Annotated in this window: 1 protein-coding gene; it reads right to left on the bottom strand. The window is 49.5% G+C overall.

The features are described 5' to 3' along the window. Window positions 1–43 precede the first annotated feature (43 nt). Window positions 44–26,041: a DUF8202 domain-containing protein gene (locus BUR42_RS29495; RefSeq protein ID WP_143197311.1), complete on the bottom strand. Its 25,998-nt coding sequence runs from the start codon at window positions 26,039–26,041 to the stop codon at window positions 44–46. Window positions 26,042–26,204: the final 163 nt, after the last annotated feature.

The following is a 26,204-nucleotide window of genomic DNA, read 5'->3' as shown; positions in this document are numbered from 1 at the left end:
ATATGCGGATCACAGCGGCTGTGCTGTGATCCGCATCAGTGTGTTATCTCAGGATTTCAACCCATCCTTTTTGTACGGCAATTCCTTCCGGTCTTCTTACTTCCAGGATATAGAAATAGGTTCCTTCGTTGAGGTTGGAGCCATTCCAGTCGTTGCGGTAATCTTTGCTTTGATACACCATACCACCCCAACGGTTGTAGATGTAGATAGCAGAGCCGGGGTATTTCTCCAGGCCACCGATCACAAACCTTTCGTTCTTACCATCGCCGTTCGGTGTGAACACGTTGGTGAAGATGAGGTCTTTCACTTCCACCGGTACACTGGTAGACGGTACGCCTGCCTGCGGCGAAGGATGTGGTTTGTTTGGATCAGTAGGATCAGCCGGGATTGTTGGCTGCGGGCCGGTACCGTTATCTACCTGTGCCGTATTGGTGATCTGCAGGATACCTGTGAGGTCTCTCACCACCAATACTGTAAAGCTCACCGTGCTGGTAGCGCCCACCGGAATGTTTGCAATAGTCCAGTTCAGGTCGTTACCGGTCCTTACGCCACCATCCAGGATGGATTCAAACTCAGTGCCGGCAGGGATCACATCTTTCACACGCACATTCGTTACCGGCATATAACCTGTATTGCGAACGTGCATAGTATAGGTGATGCGGCTGCCGAAGCGTACGGCATTACCGGTGTAGGCTGCGCTCTTCCAGTTAATGGTGGATGGCGTTGAAATATCTACCGGTATGCTGGTAGAAGGCGTACCCGTTGGCGGGTTCGTCATTGGATTACCCGGGTTGTTCGGATCTTCCGGAACGGTAGGTTTCATGCCGCCGCCGCCATCTGTTTGTGCCGTGTTGGTGATACTGGTAATACCCGTGAGATCATTGGCTACTACTGCTACAAAGCTTACACTTTGCGTAGCGCCTATCTGGATCTCTGCGATCGTCCAGCCCAGGTTGCGGTTCGTTTGTACACCACCGTTAGCGATGCTCACAAAGTTGGTACCTGCAGGAACGATATCCGCTACTTTAACATTGGTGAGTTTTGTGTTACCGTTGTTGCGTACAAAGATGGTGTAGGTAATATTATCACCTGGGCGTACAGCGCCGTTTGATCCAGTACCTGAATAGCTAACACTCTTCCAGCTTACTGAACCGTCCCCGCCGTTGTCTACCGGTATACTGGTAGCTGGTGTATTCGGTTGAGGATTAGGATATGGGTTGCCGGGATTGTTTGGATCTTCCGGAACAGTGTTTTCCATCCCGGTTCCCTTACCATCGTCAACCTGGGCGGTATTGGTGATGGTGGATGCACCAGACAGATCATTGGCCACTTTAACAGTGAAGCTACGTGTGATGGTAGCGCCAACGGCTATTTCAGGTATGGTCCAGGTAAGGGTTCGCCCTACCGGTGTGATATTCTCTTCTGCGCTTGTGAAGTCTGTAAAGACAGGCACATCATCTTTTATGATCACATTGGTCAGCTTCACATTGCCTGTGTTGCGGACGGAGATCATGTAAGTGATAACATCTCCTGCTTTTGCTGCACCATTTGCACCGGTGCCGGTGAAGGTGGCTTTCTTCCATTTGGCAGATGCTTTGAAATCATTGTCTGTGATCGTTACTGTTGCGCTGTTAGCTGCGCCGGGTATAAAGTTACCCAGGGTTGCAGTGGTACCTGCGGTGATGGTTACGATCACTGTTCTGCTGCCATCAATGATGTTGTTATCTGTTACTGTTACAGGAATACGTTCCCCATTTTTACCGGCAGGGATGATCATCGTACCACTCAGGGTTACATAGTCCGTATTACCCACAGCTGTACCACTGATCGTGTAAGTGACCGTGATATCTTCCGTTGCCGAAACATTCTGCGGCAGGCTTACCATAAACTCACCATTGGTAGCTGGTTCCGCAGCATCTGTTATTTTCACGATACTCAATGTACGGCTTGCCGCATCATCCGTGATGAGCACAGTAGCGGTACCTTCTGTGGTGCTGGCTGTAAAGTTACCCAGCGAAGGCGTAGTGCCGCCTGCGATAGTGAGGATCACCGTTTCATCTCCTTCAATGATCTGATCAGCCAATGCTGATACATTCACCTCTACCCCATCACGACCGGCAGGAATAATTGCTGTGCCGCTCAGTATGGTATAATCTGTACCGGCAGCAGCAGTACCTGTGATCGTGTAGGTAACAGTAATGTCCTCTCCTGCCGCGGTAACACCTAAGGGTAAACCGATCTTAAACACCCCGGTGTTACCAGCTTCAGAAGCGTCCGTTGTTTTGACAACATTTAATACCCGTGTCGCAGCGGTATTATCATCATCTGTAATGTTTACAGTTGCATTATTAGTTGGAGCGCTGTGTGTAAAGCTGCCCAGTGAAGGTGCAGCAGCACCCGTGATCGTCAGTACCACCGTTTCGGTATTCTCTATGATCTGGTCCTGTTGCGGGATCACATCCACATTTATGCTGGTACTACCGGCAGGAATGACCACCGTACCTGTTAGTGTGGTATAGTCATTGCCGCTTGTAGCAGTGCCGCTGATCGTATAAGTAACAGTGATGTCTTCTGCTGCCTTAATATTGTTAGGCAGGCTAATGCTGAAAACACCATTGGTCCCGGATTCTGCCGCATCACCTGCATTCGTTACCGTCAGTACTTTGTTAGCAGGTATATTATCATCGTCACTAATATTCACCGTTGCGCTGTTGTTACCGGTGAAGGTAAAGCTGGCAGAGGTTCCGCCGTTAAGCGTCAGGATCACCGTTTCAGTATTCTCAATGATCTGGTCAGGTAATACTGTTACAGTTACCGGCACACTGTTCTGACCGGCTGGGATGGTTACCGTTGTGGTCAGTGTGGCGTAATCGGTACCATTGGCAGCCGTGCCACCTATTGTATAGTTCACCGTGATATCTTCTGATGCAGTATAACCTGCCGGCAGGCTTACAGTGAATGCACCATTGGTACCGGGTTCTGCGCCATCATTTGCATTTGCGATCGTGAGCACTGTATTCGCCGGCGTATTATCATCATCTGCAATGTTTACGGTAGCATTACCATTGGTAGTGCTGGCTGTGAAGGTGAAGTTGGCAGATGTGCCATTGAGGATGGTCAGGATCACGGTTTCTGTGCCTTCTATAACCTGGTCAGGCAACAGGGTTACATCTACCGGTATGCTGTTCTGGCCGGCAGGGATCGTTGCTGTTCCGCTAAGGTTGACGTAGTCCGTACCATTGGCAGCTGTACCCGTGATGGTATAGTTCACCGTGATATCTTCTGATAACAATACACCTGCGGGGAGGCTGATACTGAAGGAACCGTTTGTACCTGGTTCTGCAGCATCGCCGGTGTTGGTAACGCTTAACACTTTATTAGCCGGTGTATCATCATCGTCGGCGATATTCACGGTTGCGCTGTTGCTGCCAGTGAAGCTGAAGCTGGCAGATGTTCCGCCGGTTAATGTGAGGATCACTGTTTCTACAGGCTCGATCAGCAGATCATCTGATACGGTAACAGCTACCGGTACGCTGGTCTGACCGGCAGGGAGCACTACTGAGCCTGTCAGCATTGCATAATCCGAACCGTTCACTGCAGTGCCAGCTATGGTGTAGCTCACCGTGATATCTTCTGATGCCGAGTACCCTGCCGGCAGGCTTACACTAAATGCCCCATTCGTACCCGGTTCTGCACCGTCATTTGCATTCGTGATCGTGAGTAACATATTCGCCGCAGTGTTATCATCATCTGCGATCGTTACGGTAGCATTGCTGCCACCTGTGAAGCTGCCAAGGCTGGAAGTACCGCCGGCAACATTCATCACCACTGTTTCATCTCCTTCGATGATCTGATCGTTTGTTACCAGCACATCTACCGGTACGCCGTTCTGCCCTGCGGTGATCGTGGCAGTACCATTCACGGTTGTGTAGTCCGTTCCGTTAATTGCAGTACCGGCGACGGTATAATTCACAGTGATATCAGTCGCTGCGGTGATACCTGCAGGCAGGCGGATACTGAAGGCCCCGTTTGTACCTGGCTCTGCCGCATCAGCAACATTTACAGCACTCAATATAAAGTTGGCCGGCGTATTATCATCGTCACTGATATTCACCGTTGCACTGTTACTGCCGGTGAAGGTAAAGCTGGCAGAGGTTCCGCCGTTAAGCGTCAGCTCTACTGTTTCTGCATTTTCTATGATCTTATCATCCGTTACTGCGATGTTCACCGGTACACTGTTCTGACCGGCTGGTATCACAACCGTAGTACCTGGTGATACGAAGTCCGTACCGCTCACCGCCGTACCGCCAATGCTAAAGGTTACCGTGATAGGTTCCGGGCATATTATGCCATTTGGCAATGCGATGCTGAACACGCCGTTTGTGCCAGGCTCTGCGGCATCTGTTGTTTTAGATACGCTCAGCACAAGGTTAGCGGGCAGATTATCATCGTCTGTAATGTTCACTGTAGCAGCTGTGTTACCAGTGAAGGCAAAGCTGGCAGAAATTCCTCCGTTGAGCGTCACAGTCACGGTTTCTGTATTTTCTATCAGCAGATCATTCTTAACCATTACAGGTAAGGGCACGCCGTTATCACCTGCAGGGATGGTAACTGTACCACCCAGTGCGGTATAATCCGTACCATTGATCGCAGTACCGGTAACCGTGTAGCTCACCGTAATAGCTTCTGATGCAGATATACCTGCAGGCAGACTGATGCTGAAGGCGCCGTTTGTATTTGGTTCAGATGCATCACCATCGTTGCTGATGCTCAGTACCCGGTTGCCCGCCGTGTTATCGTCATCTGCGATATTCACAGTAGCATTACCATTGGCAGTGCTGCCTGTGAATGTAAAGCTCGCAGATGTACCTCCTGTTAAGGTTAATATCACGGTTTCCGTATTCTCTATTATTTGATCGTTCGTTACGGTTACAGGCACCGGTATACCGTTCTGACCGGCAGGGATGATCACCGTTGTGGTCAGCATTGTATAATCTGTACCATTGATGGCAGTACCGCCTATGGTATAATTCACGGTAATATCCTCTGATGCCGTTACACCTGCCGGCAGGTTTACGCTGAACTCGCCGTTGGTACCGGGTTCTGTGGCATCAGCTGTTTTAGAGATGCTTATTACACGGTTGGCTGCTGTATTATCATCGTCCCCGATGTTTACGGTTGCACTGGTATTACCGGTGAAAGTAAAGCTGGCAGATGTACCACCGTTCAATGTAAGGATCACCGTTTCGGTGCCTTCTATGATCTGATCAGGCAACAGGGTTACATCTACAGGCACACTGTTCTGCCCGGCAGGGATGGTTACTGTTCCGCCTAAATTAATATAGTCTGTACCGTTAGCGGCTGTGCCGGAGATGGTATAATTCACCGTGATAGCTTCCGATACGCTTATACCGGATGGCAGGCTTATACTGAATGCACCATTGGTTCCGGGCTCCGAGGCATCTGCTGTTTTAGTTACGTTCAATACAAGGTTAGCCGGTATATTATCATCATCGCTGATATTCACCGTAGCGCTGGTGCTGCCGGTGAAGGTAAAGCTCGCAGATGATCCACCGGTTAATGTCAGGATCACGGTTTCAGTACCTTCCACAACATTGTCAGCAGCTACTGTTACAGGTACCGGTATACTGTTCCGACCGGCAGGTATGATCACCGATGTGGTGAGTGCGGTGTAATCCGTACCGTTAGTAGCTGTACCGCCTATGGTGTAATTCACGGTGATATCTTCCGATGCGGTAACGCCTGCGGGCAGGCTTACACTGAATGCACCATCCGTACCCGGCTCTGCGCCATCTGCTGTTTTAGTGATACTCAGCGTGGTATTAGCCAGGGTATTATCATCATCGCTGATATTCACAGTGGCGCTATTGGTAGTGCCTGGTGTGAAGGTGAAGCTGGCTGATGTACCATCTGTTACTGTCAGGATCACGGTTTCTGTACTCTCTATGATCTGGTCTGGCAGCAGGGTTACATCCACCGGTATGCTGGTTTGACCGGCAGGGATGATCACGGTACCGCTCAGGTTAGCATAATCTGTACCGTTGATAGCTGTACCGCCTATGGTGTAATTCACGGTGATATCTTCCGATGCGGTAACACCTGCGGGCAGGCTTACACTAAACGCGCCGTTGTTAGCCGGCTCAGATGCATCAGCTGTTTTGGTAACACTGATCACACGGTTAGCCATTGTATTATCATCGTCTGTTATGTTCACGGTGGCATTACCATTAGTAGTGCTCGCCGTGAATGTTAAACCGGATGTGGTGCCATTTGTAATGGTCAGTATCACGGTTTCTATGCCTTCTATGATCTGGTCAGGCAACAGGGTTACATCTACCGGTATACTGGTTTGACCAGCAGGAATGATCACTGTGCCACCCAGTGTAGTATAGTCTGTACCATTGGTGGCTGTACCTGTGATGGTATAATTCACCGTAACATCTTCCGTTACGCTTACTCCTGCAGGCAGGCTTATACTAAATGCACCATTGGTTCCAGGCTCTGCTGCGTCTGTTGTTTTAGTTACGCTCAGGATGAGGTTGGCCGGTATATTATCATCATCGGCGATATTCACGGTAGCGCTGGTGCTGCCGGTGAAGGTAAAGCTGGCAGATGTTCCGCCTGTTAATGTCAGGATCACAGTTTCAGTGCCTTCAATGGCCAGGTCCTCTGTTACTTCCACAGGCACCAGTACGCTGTTCCGACCGGCAGGGATGATCGCCGATGTGGTCAGCGTGGTGTAGTCTGTACCATTTGTAGCTGTACCATTGATGGTATAGTTCACGGTGATATCTTCTGTTGCAGTCACACCTGCAGGCAGGCTGATGCTGAAGGCGCCATCCGTGCCCGGCTCTGCGCCATCTGCTGTTTTAGTGATGCTCAGCGTGGTATTGGCCAGGGTATTATCATCGTCGCCGATATTCACGGTAGCACTATTGGCAGCGCCGGGCGTGAAGGCAAAGCTGGCAGATGTACCACCTGTTATTGTCAGGATCACAGTTTCTGTGTTCTCTATGATCTGGTCAGGCAGTACGTTTACAGGTACCGGTATGTCCGTCTGGCCGGCAGGGATCACCACTGTTCCACCCAGCATAACATAGTCTGTACCATTAGTGGCCGTACCGGTTATAGTATAGTTTACGGTAACATCTTCTGTAACTGTTACACCTGTTGGCAGGCTCACGCTGAATGCACCATTATTACCCGGCTCTGATGCGTCTGCCGTTTTAGTGACAGAAAGCTCAAGATTGGCCGGTACGTTATCATTATCAATGATATTGGCTGTAGCGATGCCTTCCACCGGATCTGCGGTAAAGGTGTAACTGGCGGAAGTACCGCCGGTAATAGTCACTATCACCGTTTCCAGGCCTTCTATGATCTGGTCGTCTACCACCGGACCGGATACACCTGTGCTGGACAATGAAATAGTGGCTGTTCCAGAGAAATGTGCCGGAAGCAGACCATTGTAATCTGTACCTAATTTTGCGGTACCGGTTACTGTATAATTTACAGTGATCGTTTCTTCTGTAGTAACTCCCGGAGGTAAATAGAAATTGAACCTTACAGGATTACCACCTTCCTGCCCATCCTGGATAAACACCACTCTTATTCTGCGGTCAGCCGGTGAATTGTCGTCACTGGTGATGTTCACAGTAGCAGAAGCTGCTGTTGGAGAAGGTGCAAAACTAAAGCCAGGGCTGGTTACGCCGGCGATAGTTAATATAACTGTTTCTACTGGTTCAATGATCCGGTCATCGTTTGGAACCACAACTACAGGCACGCTGTTCTGGCCCGCAGGAATGATCACCTGGCCGCTGAGCGCCGCATAATCCCCACCATTACCCGCGGTACCAGTGAGATTATAATTCACTGTAACATCAGCAGATGCTGTTATACCATTCGGAAGGCTCACAAGGAATGCGCCATTTGTTGACGGCTCTGCGGCATCGGCGGTCCTGATCACACTCACTACATTGTTCGCAGGGGTATTATCATTATCTGTGATATTCACGGTAGCTGTGCGGAAAATAGCACTGAGCGTGGCAGGGAAAGTGAAGCTGGCTGAAGTACCACCCGTCAGCGTCAGAATCACGGTTTCTGATAATTCTATCAGCTGATCGTCTTTTACCACTACGTTTACAGGCACGCTGTTCTGTCCCGCAGGCAACACAATACTGCCTGGTATTGTATAATCAATTCCGGATGCAGCTGTACCCGTAATGGTATAATTAATAGTAACATCTTCCGACGAACTAACACCAGCACCCTGCAGATTGATGGTGAATACGCCATTGGTACCTGGTTCCGCAGCATCAGCTGTTGATACCACCCTCAGCGTATTGTTAGCTGTGGTATTATCGTTATCAGTGATGTTCACTGTAGCACTGTTGCTGCCTGTGTAGGTAAGGCTGGCAGATGTACCACCTGTCAATGTGAGGATTACTGTTTCTGTATTTTCTATCAACAGGTCGTTTGCCACCGTTACCGGCAAAGGAACGCTGTTCTGTCCGGCAGGTAATACCACCGTACCGCCGAGTGTTGTATAGTCAGCTCCCGGTGTAGCCGTTCCCGTGATCGTGTAATTCACCGTGATCGGTTCAGCAGAGGTTGTTGTTCCAGGCAGGCTGATGCTGAATGCACCATTAGCGCCACCTTCCACACCATCTGCCGTTTTGGTTACGGTCAGCACCTGGTTGGCGGGCGATACATCGTTATCAACGATCATCACAGTAGCGGAACCGTTCCCGCTGGCGACGGTATAGGTAAAGTTGGTAGAAGTACCATTTGCAATAGTCAGTATCACACTTTCATCTCCTTCAATCACCGCGTCGTCGATCGCCGTTATATTCACATCTGCACTGTTCGAGTTCGCGGGTATTATTACCGTACCGGTTAAAGGAGTATAGTCAGCGTTGGAAGCTGAACCACCCAGGGTATAAGTCACCGTAATCGCTTCAGATGAAGTGATACCATCGGGGAGTTTGATACTGAACGCCCCATCTGCACCACCTTCTGTAGCGTCGCCTGTTCTTACAACACTTAATACTTTATTATCTGTGGTATTATCATCATCAGCAATCGTTACTGTGGCAGCACCTTCTGTTGTGCTTGCGGCATAATTGAAGCCGTTGGCATCTGCGCTGGTTCCCAGTGTGAGGATCACCGTTTCAGGCATTTCTATCACCTGGTCGTCCACTACATTCACCGGTATGGATACACTATTGGCGTATGCCGGCAGCGTAACCGTATTCACTGTATAATCAGTGCCGGAACCGGTAGCTGTTCCGGTAAGTGTATAGGTCAGCGTGATATCGCTGGCAGATACATAATCATCCGGCAGGCTGATCTTAAAGGCACCGTTAGCAGAAGGTTCTGATGCATCGGTGGTCTTCTCAGCTTTCAGTACCTGGTTAGCAACTGATGCATCATTATCTGTTATATTGATCGTTATAGCATGCTCGGCAGGATCCGGCTGGAAGATGAAGGCATTTCCACCACCATCTGTAGCACTACCCGCCAGGATAGTGAAGATCATTGTTTCCGTGGGCTCGATCACCTTATCATCCAGGACCTCCAGCGTTACGGGAATACTATTCGTATTTGGCGGGATGGTAATGGTTCCGAATGATTTGTAATCCAGGCCTGATGATGCGGTACCAGACACGGTATACCCAACTGTTATCGGATATGCGGAAGTTGTTGCACCATCCAGCTTGATAGTAAACGTTGCATTGTCCGCGGGTTCCCCTGCATCATCTCCTTTGATCACATGCAACGGCGCATCGTCAGCAGCATTCGCATCCACGATATTTACAGTAGCGCCGCTGCTGGTTGGGTCGATCGTAAATGTAAAGCTGGTGGATGTAGCACCAATGAGGTTCAGCACTACGTTTTCCGGGCCTTCTACAATACCATCGTTAATCGCATCCACATCTATCAATACGGCATTCTGGCCTGCAGGTATCACAATATTACCACCACTTAACCCTAACAGGTTATAATCAACAGGTATTGCTGTGCTGCCTGTAAGGTTAAATGTTGCCACAACATCTTCTGAACTGGTCACACCAGGTTGCAGGGATATTTTATACTGACCATGCGTTACACCTTCAATGGCATCAGATACCTTGGTGATCAGTACCACCCTGTTATTTGTGGCAAAGTCATTATCTGCAATATCTACGGTAGCCGTTCCAGCTCCCGCAAAAGTATATGAGTTTCCGGCCACATCTACTCCGGATACAATATTCAGTATCACATTTTCTACAGGCTCAATCACCAGGTTATCCACTACGTTCACAGGTACTGAAACACTGGTTTGCCCGGCAGGGATAATAATGGCTCCGCTGATCGGCTGGTAATCTGTAGTGGGTGAAGCTGTTCCGGCACCTAAAGCATAAGTGACATCAATATCCGTAGCGGCAGTTACACCAGCCGGCAGGCTGATCGTAAAGCTTCCGTTAGTACCCGGTTCTGCTGCATCTGCACCTTTGGTAATGGTCAGCGTCCTGTTAGCCGGCGTGTTATCATCATCCGCGATGTTCACGGTAGCATTACCATTGGTAGTGCTGGCGGTGAAGGCAAAATTAGCAGAGGTACCATTTGTGATAGTAAGGATCACTGTTTCCAAGCCCTCTATGATATCATCATTGCTGATAGTTACCGGTACCGGCACACTGTTCTGTCCTGCGGTCAGGGTAACTGTACCCGTCAGGGCTGTATAGTCCGCGCCACCTGATGCTGTACCGCTGATGATGTAGTTTACGGTTATATCTTCCGACGGGAAGATACCGGCAGGCAGGCTGATCTTAAATGCGCCGCTGGTGCCGGGTTCTGCAGCATTGCCATCATTGGTTACACTCAGTACACGGCTGGCAGCTGTGTTATCTTCATCATTAATATTCACAGTAGCTACCCCATTTGTGCTGCTGGCTGTAAATGTGAAACTGGCAGAGTTGCCATCCGTGAGGGAAAGGATCACCGTTTCTGTATTTTCTACGAAAGCATCATTGATCACATCTACCGGAACAGATACGCTGTTCTGGCCCGGGGTCAATGTAACGGATCCTGAAAGGGCGGTATAGTCCCCTCCTGCTGTGGCGGTACCACTGATGGTATAATTGATCGTAACCGGTTCTGATACGGTAATGCCCGTTGGCAACGCAATATTGAATGCGCCATTGGTAGCCGGCTCTGCCGCATCACTTCCTTTGCTGACACTTAATACACGGTTCGCCGTTGTATTATCATCGTCCAGGATGTCTGCGGAAGCATTGCCACTGGTAGTGCTTGCTGTAAATGCAAAGCTCGCAGAAGTACCATTGGTGATAGTGATGGCAACTGTTTCAGTGTTTTCAATGATCTGATCATTCGTCACATTTACAGGCAGCAATACCGAGTTGTCACCTGCGGTTAATATCACAGCACCGCTCAGCATGGCGTAATCAGTACCATTAGTACCGCTGCCGCCTACAGTATAGTTCACCGTGATATCTTCAGTTGCCCTGATATTCGGAGGGAGACTGATCCGGAATGTACCATTGGTACCAGGCTCTGCCGCATCCGTCAGTTTCTCAATGCTGAGTACGTTGTTGGCAGGAGCATTATCATTGTCTGCAATATTCACGGTAGCATTACCATCCGTGGTGCTGACAACATAGCTGAAGTTAGTGGAGGTACCGCCGGTGAGCGTTACCAATACTGTTTCTGTTACTTCTATCAGCTGGTCATCTATCACGCTCACTACAGGTATAGATGCACTGTTCTGACCTGCGGGAATGGTGAGTATTCCGCCTAAAGCTGCATAATCCGTTCCACCTGCAGCCGTTCCTCCTATTGTATAGTTCACCGTGATATCTTCTGCAGCTAATACGTTAAGCGGCAGGCTAACGCGGAATGCACCATTGGTACCTGGTTCTGCGGCATCTGTTGTTTTTGTAATGCTCAGTGTACGGTTGGCTGGTGTGTTATCATCATCCGCAATATCTACAGTAGCACTGCCTGTTGTTGTGCTGGCAGTGAAAGTGAAGCTGGTGGAAGTACCACCTGTGGAAGTGAGGAACACTGTTTCCAGCGGCTCTATGATCGGGTCATCCGTTACTGTTATGTTTACAGGAACGGAAGGTTGACCGGCTGGGATCACTGCCGTACCTGTTATTGTAGTATAGTCTGTACCATTGATCGCAGAACCACCGATGGTATAAGTAACTGTTACAGGTTCTGATGAAGTAACGCCAGCTGGCAGGCTGATGCTGAACGATCCGTTTGTGGATGGCTCTGCTCCGTTACCCGTGTTGCTGATGCTCAGTTCACGGTTAGCCGGAATATTATCATCATCTGCGATATTGACCGTAGCGGTACCATTGGTAGCATTTGGTGTGAACACGTAACTGGCAGATGTACCACCTGTTAAGGTCACTATTACTGTTTCTGTATTTTCTATGATCTGGTCAGGCAGCAGGGTCACCGGTAACGGTACACTGTTCTGGCCAGCAGGGATGGTTACGGTAACAGGCAATGCCGTGTAATCAGCACCACCTGTGGCTGTACCACCTGTTGTATAATTCACGGTGATATCTTCTGTTACTGTTACACCGGTTGGCAGGCTGATGCTGAAGGCCCCGTTGGTACCGGGCTCTGCGGCATCTGCTGTTTTGGTAACAGAAAGCTCAAGATTAGCCGGCACATTATCATTATCAGCAATGGTAGCGGTTGCACTGCTTTCCACAGGATCAATAGTATAGCTGAAGTTAGGAGATGAAGCACTTGTAAGTGTGATCACCACCGTTTCTGTGCCCTCCACGATCTGGTCATCTACTGTAGTGGCTGTTGAAGCTGTACCGGTGGCCCCTGCTGAAATAACTGCTATTCCGCTGAAATGTGATGGACTGGGGCTGGGAGTATAGTCTGTACCTTTTATGGCTGTACCACTTACGGTATAATTGATGGTTATAGGCTCTGAAGGTCTGATACCTGCGGGCAGTACGAAATCGAACCTAACACCCTGGGTAATACCTTCTGTTCCATTGCGGACCGCCTGGACCTTTATAACACGGTTGGCCGGCGTATTTTCATCATCTGCAATATTCACAGTAGCGTTGCCATTAGTTGCGCTGGGCGTGAAGGCAAAACTGCTGGATGTACCACCGGTGATGGTCAGTGTCACCGTTTCCGGCAACTCCATGATGTTATCGTCTATCACATCTACCGGTACAGATACACTGGTTTGACCGGCAGGGATCACCACGCTTGCGGGGATAGCGATATAGTCCGTACCACTGATGGCAGTGCCGGTGATCGAATAATTTACGGTAATGGGCTCAGTAGCAGTTACACCTGCAGGCAGGCTGATATTAAAGCCGCCATTGGTACCAGGCTCTGCTGCATCCGCTGTTTTGGTAACAGAAAGCTCACGGTTAGCAGGGGTATTATCATTATCAATGATGTTACCCGTAGCGCTGCCTTCAACAGGATCAGCGGTAAAGGAGAAGCTGCCGGAAGAAGCACTCGTGATAGTGAGTACCACTGTTTCTGTACCTTCTATGATCTGATCATCTACTATACTGGCTGTTGAAGCGGTGCCACCCGACGATGCCGCACTAATGACAGCTACGCCGCTGAAATGACCGGGGAGTGGAGTATAGTCTGTGCCTTTTATTGCGGTACCACCTATGGTATAATTGATGGTCACAGCTTCTGAAGAGAGGATTCCGGGAGGTAATACAAAATTGAACCTTATGCTTGCACCACCTTCCGCCCCATCGCGGAATAATTGCACCTTCACTGTGCGGTTGGCCGGCGTATTATCGTCATCCGCAATGTTCATGGTAGCGGTGGCAGCTGTTGGAGATGCTGTAAAGTTAAAGCTGGTGCTGGTACCACCAGAAACAGTTACGATAACTGTTTCTGTATTCTCAATGAGCTGATCGTTGGTTACAGTTACCGGCACAAGCGCACTGTTCTGGCCTGCCAAAATGATCACCGAACCGGTGAGGCCGGAATAATCAGCAGCAACCGCAGTTCCACCGCTGATCGTATAATTCACCGTGATATCCTGTGAGGCAGTCACACCTATGGGCAGGCTTACACGGAATTCACCATTTGTAGCCGGCTCTGCCGCATCCACCGTTTTAGTAATGCTCACTACACGGTTTGCAGCGGTATTATCTTCATCGGTAATATTCACCGTGGCAGCGGTACCCGCTGTGTAGGCAAAACTTGCAGAAGTGCCACCTGTGGCTGTCAGGATCACTGTTTCGGTGTTCTCTATCACCTGATCGTCAGATACCAGTACCGGTACATCGATACCGGTTTGCCCGGCTGGTATAATAACCGTACCGGAAAGCGCCACATAATCTGTGCCGGATGCGGCAGTTCCTCCGATCGTATAAGTAGCGGTAATATCTTCCGCCGCCGTTACACCTGCAGGAAGGCTTACCCTGAAACCGCCATTCGTAGCAGGTTCCGCGGCGTCGCCTGTGCTGCTGATGTTCAATACGGTCTTCAGCGGATCATTACTGTCATTATCTGTAATATTCAGGCTGGCATTCCCCTGTGCGCTATTCGCCGTGTAAGCGGTTGCGCTGGTATTGCCAACACCGCCGGTTAATGTAACCACAACTGTTTCTGTAGATTCTATAACATTATCATCTGTGATCGTTACCGGTAATGATATGCTGTTGCTGCCGGCAGGTAATACAATAGTGCCGGTTAAAGTAGTATAATCTGTACCATTCGTTGAAGTACCGGTCACCGTATAATTCACGGTAACATCTTCCGTAGCAACAACTCCGGCAGGCAGTGTAATGTTGAACGAACCGTTTGCAGCTCCTTCTGTACCGTCCTGTGTTTTCTGAATACTTAGTACCTGGTTGGCAGTGGTTACACCACCAAAGGTGGAGAAGTTTTGTATGCCGCTGAATTCCACATAATCCACACCATCTGCCTGGCCTGTAGCTGAGGGTGTAAGCGCTGTGATATTGCTCAGCCCTTCAGGCGCCAGGTCGGCCAGTGTTGCAGTGATATCGCCGGCATGTTTAAACCAGCTCCATCTTTGCGCGCCGGCTACACCGCGGGTGGCAGACAATGCTGTTTCAGCATTCGTCCGCTCTGCCGGATTCCAGAAAATGCGCAGGGTTACACCTGCATTTACGGTAAGGTCCGCGCCGGTGTATGTGATCTGCACCAGCCTGCGCATCAGTTGTGTACCATAATCGGTACCACTGTTCCTGCCCAGTGCTGTAGTCATGTTCCTGTTCACATCCACTACCGCGGAAAGTTTGGTCACATCCATTGTGTTGCCGTTCAGGGCAATGGAGGCAATGTATTTGTTTGGATCGGAAGGATCAATGAAATAAAGTGTACCGTTATCGATACAGGTAGCCGCCACCGTTCTCACTGTTGCATCCGGCACCAGGTTGGCAGTACGTTCAGGATGGCTGGTGATCAGGGTGAATACCACGCCGTTAGTCAGTGCGCTTACATTATCGAAGCTCACAATGCCTCCGTTGAAACTGGTGGCCGGTATTTCGGTAACCGTACCAGTGGCAAAGTTTCCATCACCATCCTGGTCGATCATGATCGTGAAATCTTCAGCGGCTGTGCCGGCTACAGTGATGCCGTTCAGATCAAACTGCAGGCGGAGGGGCTGGCTGGCGATATCGTAATTGGTGATCTGCGTTTTCCATTCCTGTGTAAGACGTTCGGCGATACAGCTGCCAACCGGCAGGTCTGTACTGCTCACCGTGAGCGCCGCGCTGTTGCTGCCAAGCAGGATATAACTTTTATCCGCACCGAAAGTATTGGTGTTTTCTGCATTGGTAGCAGCAATGGACCGAAGGCCGGCAGTAAGTATGGAGCCGGTGTGTATACTGCGGGATTGTTTCTGCACAAGCCCTTCCCTATCATCACGTCCTATACCGAAGATATTGTTCTTATAAGTGTTGTTGGCGGTAGCATTCCAGATCACAGAACCGTCTGTGGCCAGGTAGTCCTGTGGTGCAGTCTGGTCAAGCGTAATGCCGTATTTGACACCGAGGTAAGATTCTACCTGCTGCGCCTGAGTGGGCGTGAGGGCAGATTTATATACGATCACTTCGGGGATCTTACCGTTGAAGATCCGGGGGCGGAATGTACTGCCGCCGGTAGTACGCCCGCCTATTTCAAAGAAAGAACCGTCGGCCTGGGGTGTACAGCTTGTTCCAAGTACACCCTGTTTGCCGTTCAGCCAGGTACTTCCGTTTTGCGAATTAGCAGCGTTTACATAAACGCCCCTGGCTATAATTGGCCCTGCATAAGAAGGCGTAGACAATCCCACAATACATCCGTTCCCGTCAAGACCGAAATTATTGGTGGATGTGTATGCCAATCCTCTGCCGGAAAATCCACCTGCAGAATAGTTGCCGCTGCTGCTGAAAATGCTTGTTAAAGTACTCGGCGGAACACCTTCAGGTTTGTTTACAGAGAATATGAACAGGTCTGCCGATGTGTTCCAGCTGGTGGCGGCATTTCCCTTCAGGGATTTACCAGCCGCGCCGCTGAAGTCAAGCGTTGGGTTGAAGTTGATACCATCAGGAATACGAATGATATCGGCGGAAGCAACGATCGCATCTGTATGGGAGGGATCTGCGGCGCGCAGTTCGGTAACCATGGAGCCGCTTTGATTCAGCCATTGCTCCACCTGGTCGCTTCCGTTCACCTGCAGGCCTGCATCTGCTTTCACCCACAGCATTTCACCCGGCACGCCGCCCGGTGAGGCCACAAAGCTGGCAAAAGTGAAATATTGATTGTTGCTGAGGTCTACCGTGGTTGAATAACTTGGAACGCCATTCACATCCGCCTGGGAGAGTTGAATGAATTGGTCCGCACCGTCGAACGTGGCATCGCCACTCACTATAATGTAAGGCGTGGTAGCGCTTAAAGACAGCTGATCTTTCGGGATCGAAATAGTTACCGTACCAACGGTGCCGGTTTCCTGCACTTTCCATACCCTTGCCATGCGGGTGGTTACGGCGGGGTTGCCGGTGATGGCGGTGGTGAACAGCGTGCTGGCGCCGTCATCGCCCCAAACCATATATGATTTGTCTGCTGAGAATGTATTGGTGTTGGCGAGGTTGCTTGCAGCAATACCGCCCAGGCCCACTATGGGCTGGAAGCCTGCATTGATGCTTCGGCTTTGTTTCTGGGCAAGCCCTTCTGCGTCATCGCGGCCTATGCCGGTGATGTTATTTTTATAGGTGGCGTTTGCAGCAGCATCCCAGATGGTAGGTGTACCACCGGTCGCCAGATAGCTGGTAGCGCCGTTATTCAGTGTAAGACCGTATTTAATAGCCAGGTAGCTTTCAACTTGTTGCTGCTCAATGGCAGTAAGCGCATTGGCATACACAATAGTTTCGCCTAATGAACCGCTGTAATATAAACCACCGCCACCAAGAACATTATCGCCTAAATAAGCTGTTGCTGCCGACGTTGTGTTAATGAGGGGATTGCCAACATCTATAAAAGCATTCGCAGCCACTGTACCGCTGATCCTTATCTGTGTAGCAGACGGCGTGGTATTGGCTGCATTAGTGAACATCGTAATGCCGGGCAGCGTAGTATTGCCTCCTGAATTACCGTAACGGCCATTGGATACTTCTATAGAACGCCGGCCGCCGCCTAGCTCCATTGCGTAGCGATTACCGACGGACGTTGCAAGGTTGTTGCCCCAGCTGATAACACTGCGATTGGCAATGGCAGCGTTGGCTGTGACTGTGATCACCGTTCTCGCATTAATGCCTGCAGGCAGTTTGATGCCATCCAGGATCATACGATGACTGGTGCCGTTGAATTTTATTACCGGGTTAAAGTTGACATTATCAGTTGCGTTCTGAGCATATAAAGGCTGGTTAACTGGTGTAACCTGTGTTGCATTATTGAGGTCTGAGGCATAATCTGTCCAGCCATTGATAGCCGTGTTATCTGTAGTGCCGGAAGTACCCGCATCCGCACGCAGCCATAGTGACGTTCCTACTACGCCGCCAGGAGCTTTGATTGACGCGCCGAAGGTGAAGTATTGGCCGTTGGTGAGATCCAGGGTGGCCCCGTATTGCTTCACGCTGTTGAGGATCATTTCCGTTACAGGAATGAACTGGTCCGTTCCATCAAAGGTAGCATCATTGCTGATGATGAGATAAGTCTGCGCAGCATTGGGCAGTGCGCTGTATGGCACTACCAGTTGTACATTACCGATAGTACCTGTTTCCTGAACCTTCCATACCCTTGCCATACGGTAGTTGGCCACAGCATGACCGGTGAGCGGGGTTTTAAAGAGGCTGCTGCCGGCATTATCTCCCCAAACCATATAAGATTTATCAGCCACGAATGCATTGGTATTTGCCGTATTCGTTTCAGACAAGCTGCCCAAACCGATCGCTACCTGTACACCGTCTGCTGTATTACGGGATTGTTTCTGGTTAAGATCTTCTGCATCGTCACGGCCAATGCCGGTAATATAGTTTTTATAAGCACTGTTTGCCGCAGCGCTCCATACCGTGCTGCCATCGGTAGCCAGGTAATCTGTAGCCCCGTTGTTCAGTGTAATGCCATACTTAATGGCCATGTAGGTATTCACGCGCTGCTGCTCATTTAACGTGAGCGCATTGGTATAAACGATCAGGTCGCCCATGCGGCCATTGTAAGAGCTGGCGTTAGAGCCCAGCTGGAAAATGCTGTTGTTGCCGCTGAATGTACTGGTGTTATTACCGGTGGCCACACTTAAGCCATTCCTGTAAATGGCCTGCTTGCCGGCAGGAAGACTGATATCGCTGGTAGCAGTCCAGAGAATAACCTGGTTACTGATATCTCCTGCGCTGTAGGTTAGGCGGTTGCTGATATATGGAGGATCCCAGTAAACAATATTATCGCCCCAGGTGGCATGCAGCGTAAACTGGGTGCCTGTGCCTGCTTGTTCCGTAAAGATAACGGTGTTATTAGGCGTTGCCTGACTGGCTGCAAAGAAGGCGTTGGCAGCAGTATAACTGCCTGCCTTCAGGAATGAGTTACCTGTCATCGAATGAGGAGCGCCATTAAACCTCACCACCGGGTTAAAGTTCATGTTGCTGGTGGCGTTGTTGAGATACAATGGCTGGCTGGCAGGTGCTGCCTGCACCACATTATTCATGTTGGGGCTATAATCGTTCCAGCTGCTTATTGGTGTATTGTCTGTGGTGGCGGATGTTGCTATATCCGCACGCAGCCACACCAGTGAGCCGCTGCTAACGCCACCGGGATATTTAACCGGGGCGCCGAAGGTGAAATATACACCGTCAGGCATCAGGCCGGAGTTGAGCGTAATGGTCTTGTCCGTATTCAGCGGCAGCTCCTGGTTTATCGTAGCGAAAGTGGGATCGGTGCTGATCAGCAGGTATACTTTTGTGCCGGTTGCGTCTGCTTTCAGTGTGATGGACTGGTCTGTCCAGTTGGTTTTATCCACTTTCCAAACGCGCGGCAGGCGGCGGGTAGCATTTGTACCATTTACTATGTTTGCATAAGAGGTGCCGGACAACCCGTTATCCCCGAATACAAAGAATGATTTATCGTTGGTGATGGTGTTTGTATTCTGTTCGTTGGTAAGCGCTATGCTGCTGCCAAGAGCCAGGGTAACAAAGCCCGTATCAACACTCAGGGATTGTTTGGTGTTCAGGCTGGTCACGTCATCACGGCCAATGCCTGTAATGCGGTTCTTATAAGTAGCGTCTGCCGTCCAGTAAGTTGTGCCATCTGTGGCCAGGTAATTGCTGGCGCCGTTGTTCATTGTAATGCCATACTTGAGGGACAGGTAAGATTCTACTGACTGGCGTTCTGCATCAGACAATACGCGGTTGTAAACAATCGCTTCTCCTATATTGCCCATCCAGTAAAGCCCCCTGCCAGCAGTAGTGCGGGAGCCAATGGAAGTAAAGTTGGTAGTAGCAGGCGTTAAATTGATAGTACCCTGGTTATCAAAAGTATTACTTTGAAACAGGCGGATACCATTGGTAGCATTGGTTTGAGTAGCACTGAACACGTATGTCTTACCTGGCAGGTAAGTTTTAAGGCCAGTGAAAGCGGCTACTGCTGCTGCATTTTCCAGGTAAGTAAGCCTGCCTGCGTCCACCCGGAATTCCGTTCCATGAGCACCACCTACCACGCCGCTGCCGATCAGCTCTCTCGTAGTTCCGGCATATCCGGAACCACTGGCAACGGCAAAAATAGTAGAAGTAGCAGGATCTATGCGGGCAGTAGTAATATCCAAAAAGTCGTCCGTACCATCTAATACAAAGCTATAGTTGAAGTTCAGTCCCTTAGCATCTGTAACAGGCTGGCTGCTCACCACAGCCTGTAACGCATTATTGTCATAGTTACTAAAGTCATTCCATTGACTGCCATTGGAAGTGCCGTCATCCGCACGTAACCAGAATGTAATACCGTCATTTACATTATTCGGCCCTTTTATCATCCGGGCGAATGTAAAGTAGGAACCATCGGGCAGTACGCTGCTATTCACCGTAACATTGCCGTCTGCATTCAATGCATAAGAAGCATCCCCTGCGCCAAAGGTAGCATCAGTGCTCACCAGCAGGCGGGTTTGTGCGTTGCCGCCGGAGAGTTTGAATGTGATATCCTGATCGGCCCAGTTTGTTTTCTGTGCTTTAAATACGCGGGCCATGCGGCCATTGATGCCGGCAATGCCTGTAACCGGCGTAAAGTAAGTGGTAGCTCCGCCATTATCGCCAAAGGTGATAAAGGAAAGATCATTGTTGATAACGGTTGTATTGGCCTTGTTGGTGGCTGCAACAGCTGTGCCCACAGCTATGGTAACAATACCGGTATCTGCGCTCAGCGATTGTTTCTGGTAGAGCATTCCCCAGTCGTCACGGCCAATGCCTGTGATATGTTTTGCATAACCGCTATTAGCTGCAGCATCCCACATTTTAGTGCTGCCATTGCTGGCCAGGTAATCAACAGGTGTACCAATGCCGAGGGTAAGGCCATATTTAAGCGCCATGTAGGAGTTTACCTGCTGACGTTCAAGATTGCTCAGTTTGCGGGAATACAATACCACTTCCGGGATATCGCCGTAAAAAACGGTATTGTGGCCTGCGCCTATATAATTTTTGAGTGGTACAGAGTTAAAGCTGACGGTGTTAACATTGGATGTTAACAACACGCTGCCGTCGAAACCCGTAGCCCAATCGTTTGCTGCACTCCAGGAATTGAGCAGGTGTGCATTTTGCACCTGCACGGCTGCAGGGAAAACAAAATTCCTTCTTGCATCGGAGGAGCCGAAATAAGTATAATGATTGTTACCCCATGCATATTGGGCCGCAGCACTATAGCTGCCGCCAAATTCCCAGGTGAAACCCTGACCGGTGGCATTATTGTCCAGCGTTTGCTTCTGAACAGAAAACACTTCACCTGCCGTAAGCGTTTGCAGGAACTGCGGTACAGTAAAATAATTGCCATTAAAACCAATACCCGGGTTAAAGTTAAAAGCAGCCGGCTTCAGTAAAAGCGTAGTGCTGGTGGCCGACCATATGCGTCCTGAAGAGGCCTGGTCTTTCCATTGCGTAGGGTTGTTTCCGGCTGTCAGTGTCAGGCCGGAATCCGCACGGGCCCATAATTCAAGGCCGGCGGCTACGCCTGCCGGGCCACGTTGCGTACTCGCAAAAGTAAAGTAAACACCGTCCGGCAGCAGGTCACTATCAAGTGTTACCTGCCCTGTTTGGTCCAGTGCGTAAATCACATCTCCTGTTCCAAAGGAGGCATCATTACTCACAAGCAGGTAGTTCGTGTTGTTTCCTCCCTCCAGTTTCAGGGTCATATTACTCTTTGCCCAATTCGTTCTATCAATTTTATAGATACGTGGCATACGCAGAGAAATATTTCCCATACCTGTAATCACTGTGGAATAGGTGGCCGGTTGCCCGTTATCACTGAAGGTGAAGAAAGAAAGATCGTTAGCTACCGTGTTACTGTTCTCTCCATTGGAAGCAGCCAGCACATTTCCTAAAGCAAGGCTTACATTTGCACCGTCCAGTTGTGAGCGGCTTTGCTTCTGGAACAATGAGCCATTGTCGTCCCTTCCGATACCGGTGATGCGTTCACCATAACCTGCATTTTTGGAAGCAGTCCACATGGTGGTGCTGCCATTGCTGGCCAGGTAGTCGCTCAGGGCGCCGGCGGCAGTTTTCAGGGTCAGTCCATATTTCAGCGCAAGGTAACTGTTCACCTGCAAGCGCTCGTTATCATTCAATCGCCTGTTATAAAAGATCACTTCTGAAAGACGCCCGGCGAAAACACTGCTATGCCCTGCACCAATGGCTGTATTAGAACCGGCTCCCCTGCCGAAATCCACCACAAATGCAGCACTGCTGCCTATGGTTTTCCCGTCAAAGTTCACTGCCCAGTTCCCGGGAGCGCTCCAGTTATTCAACAGGTGGGGGAGTTGCATATTGAGCGTGCCCAACGGAAAGTTACGCCGTATGTTCGTTCCAAAGTGCGTATAGTGCTGTCCGTTATTGTAATGATAAGGTGTTGGCGTAAGCGTGGCAGGATCACCGCCAAATTCAAAGGGATAACTGGCCGTTGTTGAAGTAGGCGGCAGGTTGGAGTATTGCACAGAAAACACTTCCCCTTGTGTGATCCCGTTCGTAAACAGGGGTACGGTAAAGTAGTTATTGTTATTGAAATTAATGCCAGGGTTGAAGTTAATGGCAGCCTTCTCCCAGGGGAGTGCGCTGGTATTGGCTACAGGCCATTCTCTTTGCAGGGCTGCCTGGTCCGTCCATCTGGTAGCATTACCACTGGCAACATTTACACCTGCGTCTGCCTTCACCCACGACAAAAGATTAGCGGCCACACCACCGGGTGCTTTTTGCTCCTGGCCAAAAGTGAAATACACACCGTCTGCCAGGTCTGCGCCGGAAAGTGTTACGGTACCTGCACCTGTTAAGCGCAGTTCATGCGTAAGTGTGCCAAAAGCACCATCCGTGCTGATCAGGAGGTAGTTATTCTCTGTTCCGCCTTGCAGCTGCAGTGTTACCTGCTGAGCATTATCCCAGCCTGCACTTTTCTGCACACGCCAAACGCGGCCCATGCGTTTTGTTACATCCGTACCCGTTACCGGTGTGAAATAATTCACCGTGCCGTTGTTGTCGCTGAAGAACAGGAAGGTTTTATCCTGTGTGAAATTGTTACCATTCGCCGCATTGGAAACAGCTACTGCATTTCCCAATGCTATCGTCACAATACCGGTATCCTGGCTCAGTGATTGTTTCTGGTTCACCTGTGAGCAGTCATCCCGCCCGATACCTGTAATGCGTTTGCCATAACCGGTATTAGACGCCGCTGTCCACATGATGGTGGTACCATCGCTGGCTACATAATTCGTAGCGCCGTTATTAAGTGTAATGCCATATTTCAGCGCCATGTAAGAAGATATGCGCTGCATTTCAAGGGACGTAAGGTCCCGGTTATAGATAAAGGTTTCCGGCACAAATACTTTAGAGTATTCACCGTTGAACGCGCCTCCTACATCCAGTGTCCAGGCTGTAGCATCAGAAGCTGCACCCGACTTCAGCATTACGCCGTTGCCATTAAACTCATAAGATCCGGTAGCAGCGCGTTCAAACGAATACAGTTTCGCTTTGGCAGTGATGGCATTACCGTTATTCAGCCAGGCTTCCACAAATAAGTTGTTCTCTAAGAAATTATGCCAGCCCAATAATTTATTACCTGTGGAAGAAGTGAACACACGACCGGTCAGCGTGCCTTCCAGCTGCGCTATGCCCATAAGGGAATAAGCACCGGTAACACCTGCTGTAGCAGGTACGCGGTGTGCATCGTTGCCATCGTAATAAATAGCCGGGTTGAAGTTCACCAGCCCGGTAGTATTATCAGGGTCACCAATAACCGTCATATGATTGGCATTGCCACTGATATCCCCCCAGTTGACGCCATTAACAGCCTGATCCGCCCGATACCATGCCACTACGCCATTATTCACGCAGGCAGGGCCTACCATGGTCATAGGAATGGCGTTACTGAATTCAGATGTACCGCAGGTATTTGCAGGTATGCGCAGGGTAGCCGTCCAGGAACCAAATCCGGTAAGGCCCGGCCCTGCATTATAGGTAATGGTTTGCGTAGAGGAACCGGCAGACAGGCCGGTTAAGGTAGTAACATAATACTGGCCGCTTGTTTTGGAAGTAGCCGGATCATTCGCATAGATATCCACCGAATAGGTGGCGCCCGCCGTTATATTGGGAATGGTGAGCTGCAACTGGTACTGCCCGGCTCCCAGGCTCGTAGACGATACCAGCACAGGTACTTTTCCTGCTGCTGCCGTATAACCACAATTGCCGGCAGTAAAACTGATGCCGGCAGCGGTGTTATTATATATTGAATTGGGTGAAATAATGAGGTTACCTGGCCCATCGGAAAACACTCCCGACCCGGTATTGTTATAAACCACGCAGCCACTCACGGTGGCATTGGAATTGGTAGTTACAGCGCCGTAATACCAGATGCCGTGGCTTCCGGAGGTAAGTACGGTATCCCCTGTCAGGTCTATATCAGATACCGCATTGGCAGCATTCACTATAATAGCGCTCCGTGTGCTGTTCCGGAAAGAAGAATTAACAACATCTACATTGTTCCGCGCAAAGTTGCCATAAAACTCAATGCCGTCGTAGTTATTCGTAAAGGTAGAATTTTGCAGGAGGAAGTTGGTGACCGGCGCGTTTACATAAACAGCATCCACATCTATTTCGTTAAAAGTAAGATGGTCCAGTACTACATTTGTGGCTGCCCCTGCAAACATGATCCCATTGTCGGAATCATCCGTGGTACCCAGCTTATCGCCATTCAGCACGGTATTGCTGATATTAACAGTATTAACAGTACCCTCGAACCGGATCATTGAGCCCGCATAGATACCGGGCACCCTGTTCTCCAGCGTTGTATGATTGATCGTAATATTACTAGCCGCACCATTGAACCAGATAAAAAAGGCATCATCCTCATTTATATTTACAGTATCCAGCGTAATATTATCTGTGGTGTTATCAAATCGTATGGCATAATCTCCATCATCATCAGTACCTACAACATCCATATCAATTGCTGTGCTTTTGATCTGGATATTGGTATTTACATAATCAGAATAAAAACCGAGGCCCGTACCACTGTATGTGGAATCTATCGTTACTTTCCTCAGCAAAATATTATTGGCAGACTCTACTGCCCCGCCGGTATTATCCAGCACAATACTGTTCAGCACGCCGCTGATGTTGCTGTTGGTTAAAGCCCATCCATTTATGGATGCATCGCGGAAAACAATACCTTCGCAACCTCTTGTGTTGTTTAATGAACGGATGTTTATATTATCCATTACCAGGTTTGTTTGTATTCCCCCGGTAAAGTTGAATGCCCTTCCGTCAGCAGTTCTTCCGCAGGGCTCTATATCAGAAGTGGTAATATTCCTGATGGTCAGGTTAGTGGATGCTCCCGTTACAAGCAAAAAGTTGTTTAGAAAATTACCCGTAGTACTGTACGCAACTATATTTTCTATTGTAACACCCGTTGTGTTAGCGAGTAGGTTAAAATCGATGTCACCGTTATTGGTTAGGGTGAAATTGCGGATGGTTACACTATCTGCATTAATAACAAAAGGATTGCAGATGGTATTTGTACCGGCAGAATTGATGGTGATCCTGTTCAGCCCGTCGATGGTCAGTTTTTTTGCCGTAATAGTGGGCAATGAAGTCAGGATGGTGATCTGCCCGTGTACATTGAATACCACAGCATGTGGCCCTGCCCCTGCAGTGTTTGCATCCAGGATAGCCTGCCTTAATGAACCTGGCCCCGCATCGTTGGTATTGGTTACAGGAAATACGGAAGCCCTGGCATAGGGAATGACGAGCAAACACACAATAATCATCAATAGGCATCGGAACTGCAGCACAAAGCGCAGCTTCGCCAACAATGTAAAATTCTTCATAGGCTGAACTATGGTTATTGGAATATGGTCTGTCTGGGTTTCATGTAGGGTTAAACTGTCCACATGATTTATTAACGCAAAAATATATGTATGTCAACTGGTTGCGTATAGAGAGATCAACTCTTTACTTGTAGTAATAGTTCTACTTGCCTGAAAGAAAGGA

Source organism: Chitinophaga niabensis (assembly GCF_900129465.1).
Lineage (GTDB): Bacteria > Bacteroidota > Bacteroidia > Chitinophagales > Chitinophagaceae > Chitinophaga > Chitinophaga niabensis.
This window is presented reverse-complemented; position numbering and strand designations above follow the sequence as displayed.

Bases quoted from the DNA above. Each gene is read 5' to 3' on its own strand.
- BUR42_RS29495 (WP_143197311.1), bottom strand. From the start codon at position 26,041: ATGAAGAATTTTACATTGTTGGCGAAGCTGCGCTTTGTGCTGCAGTTC.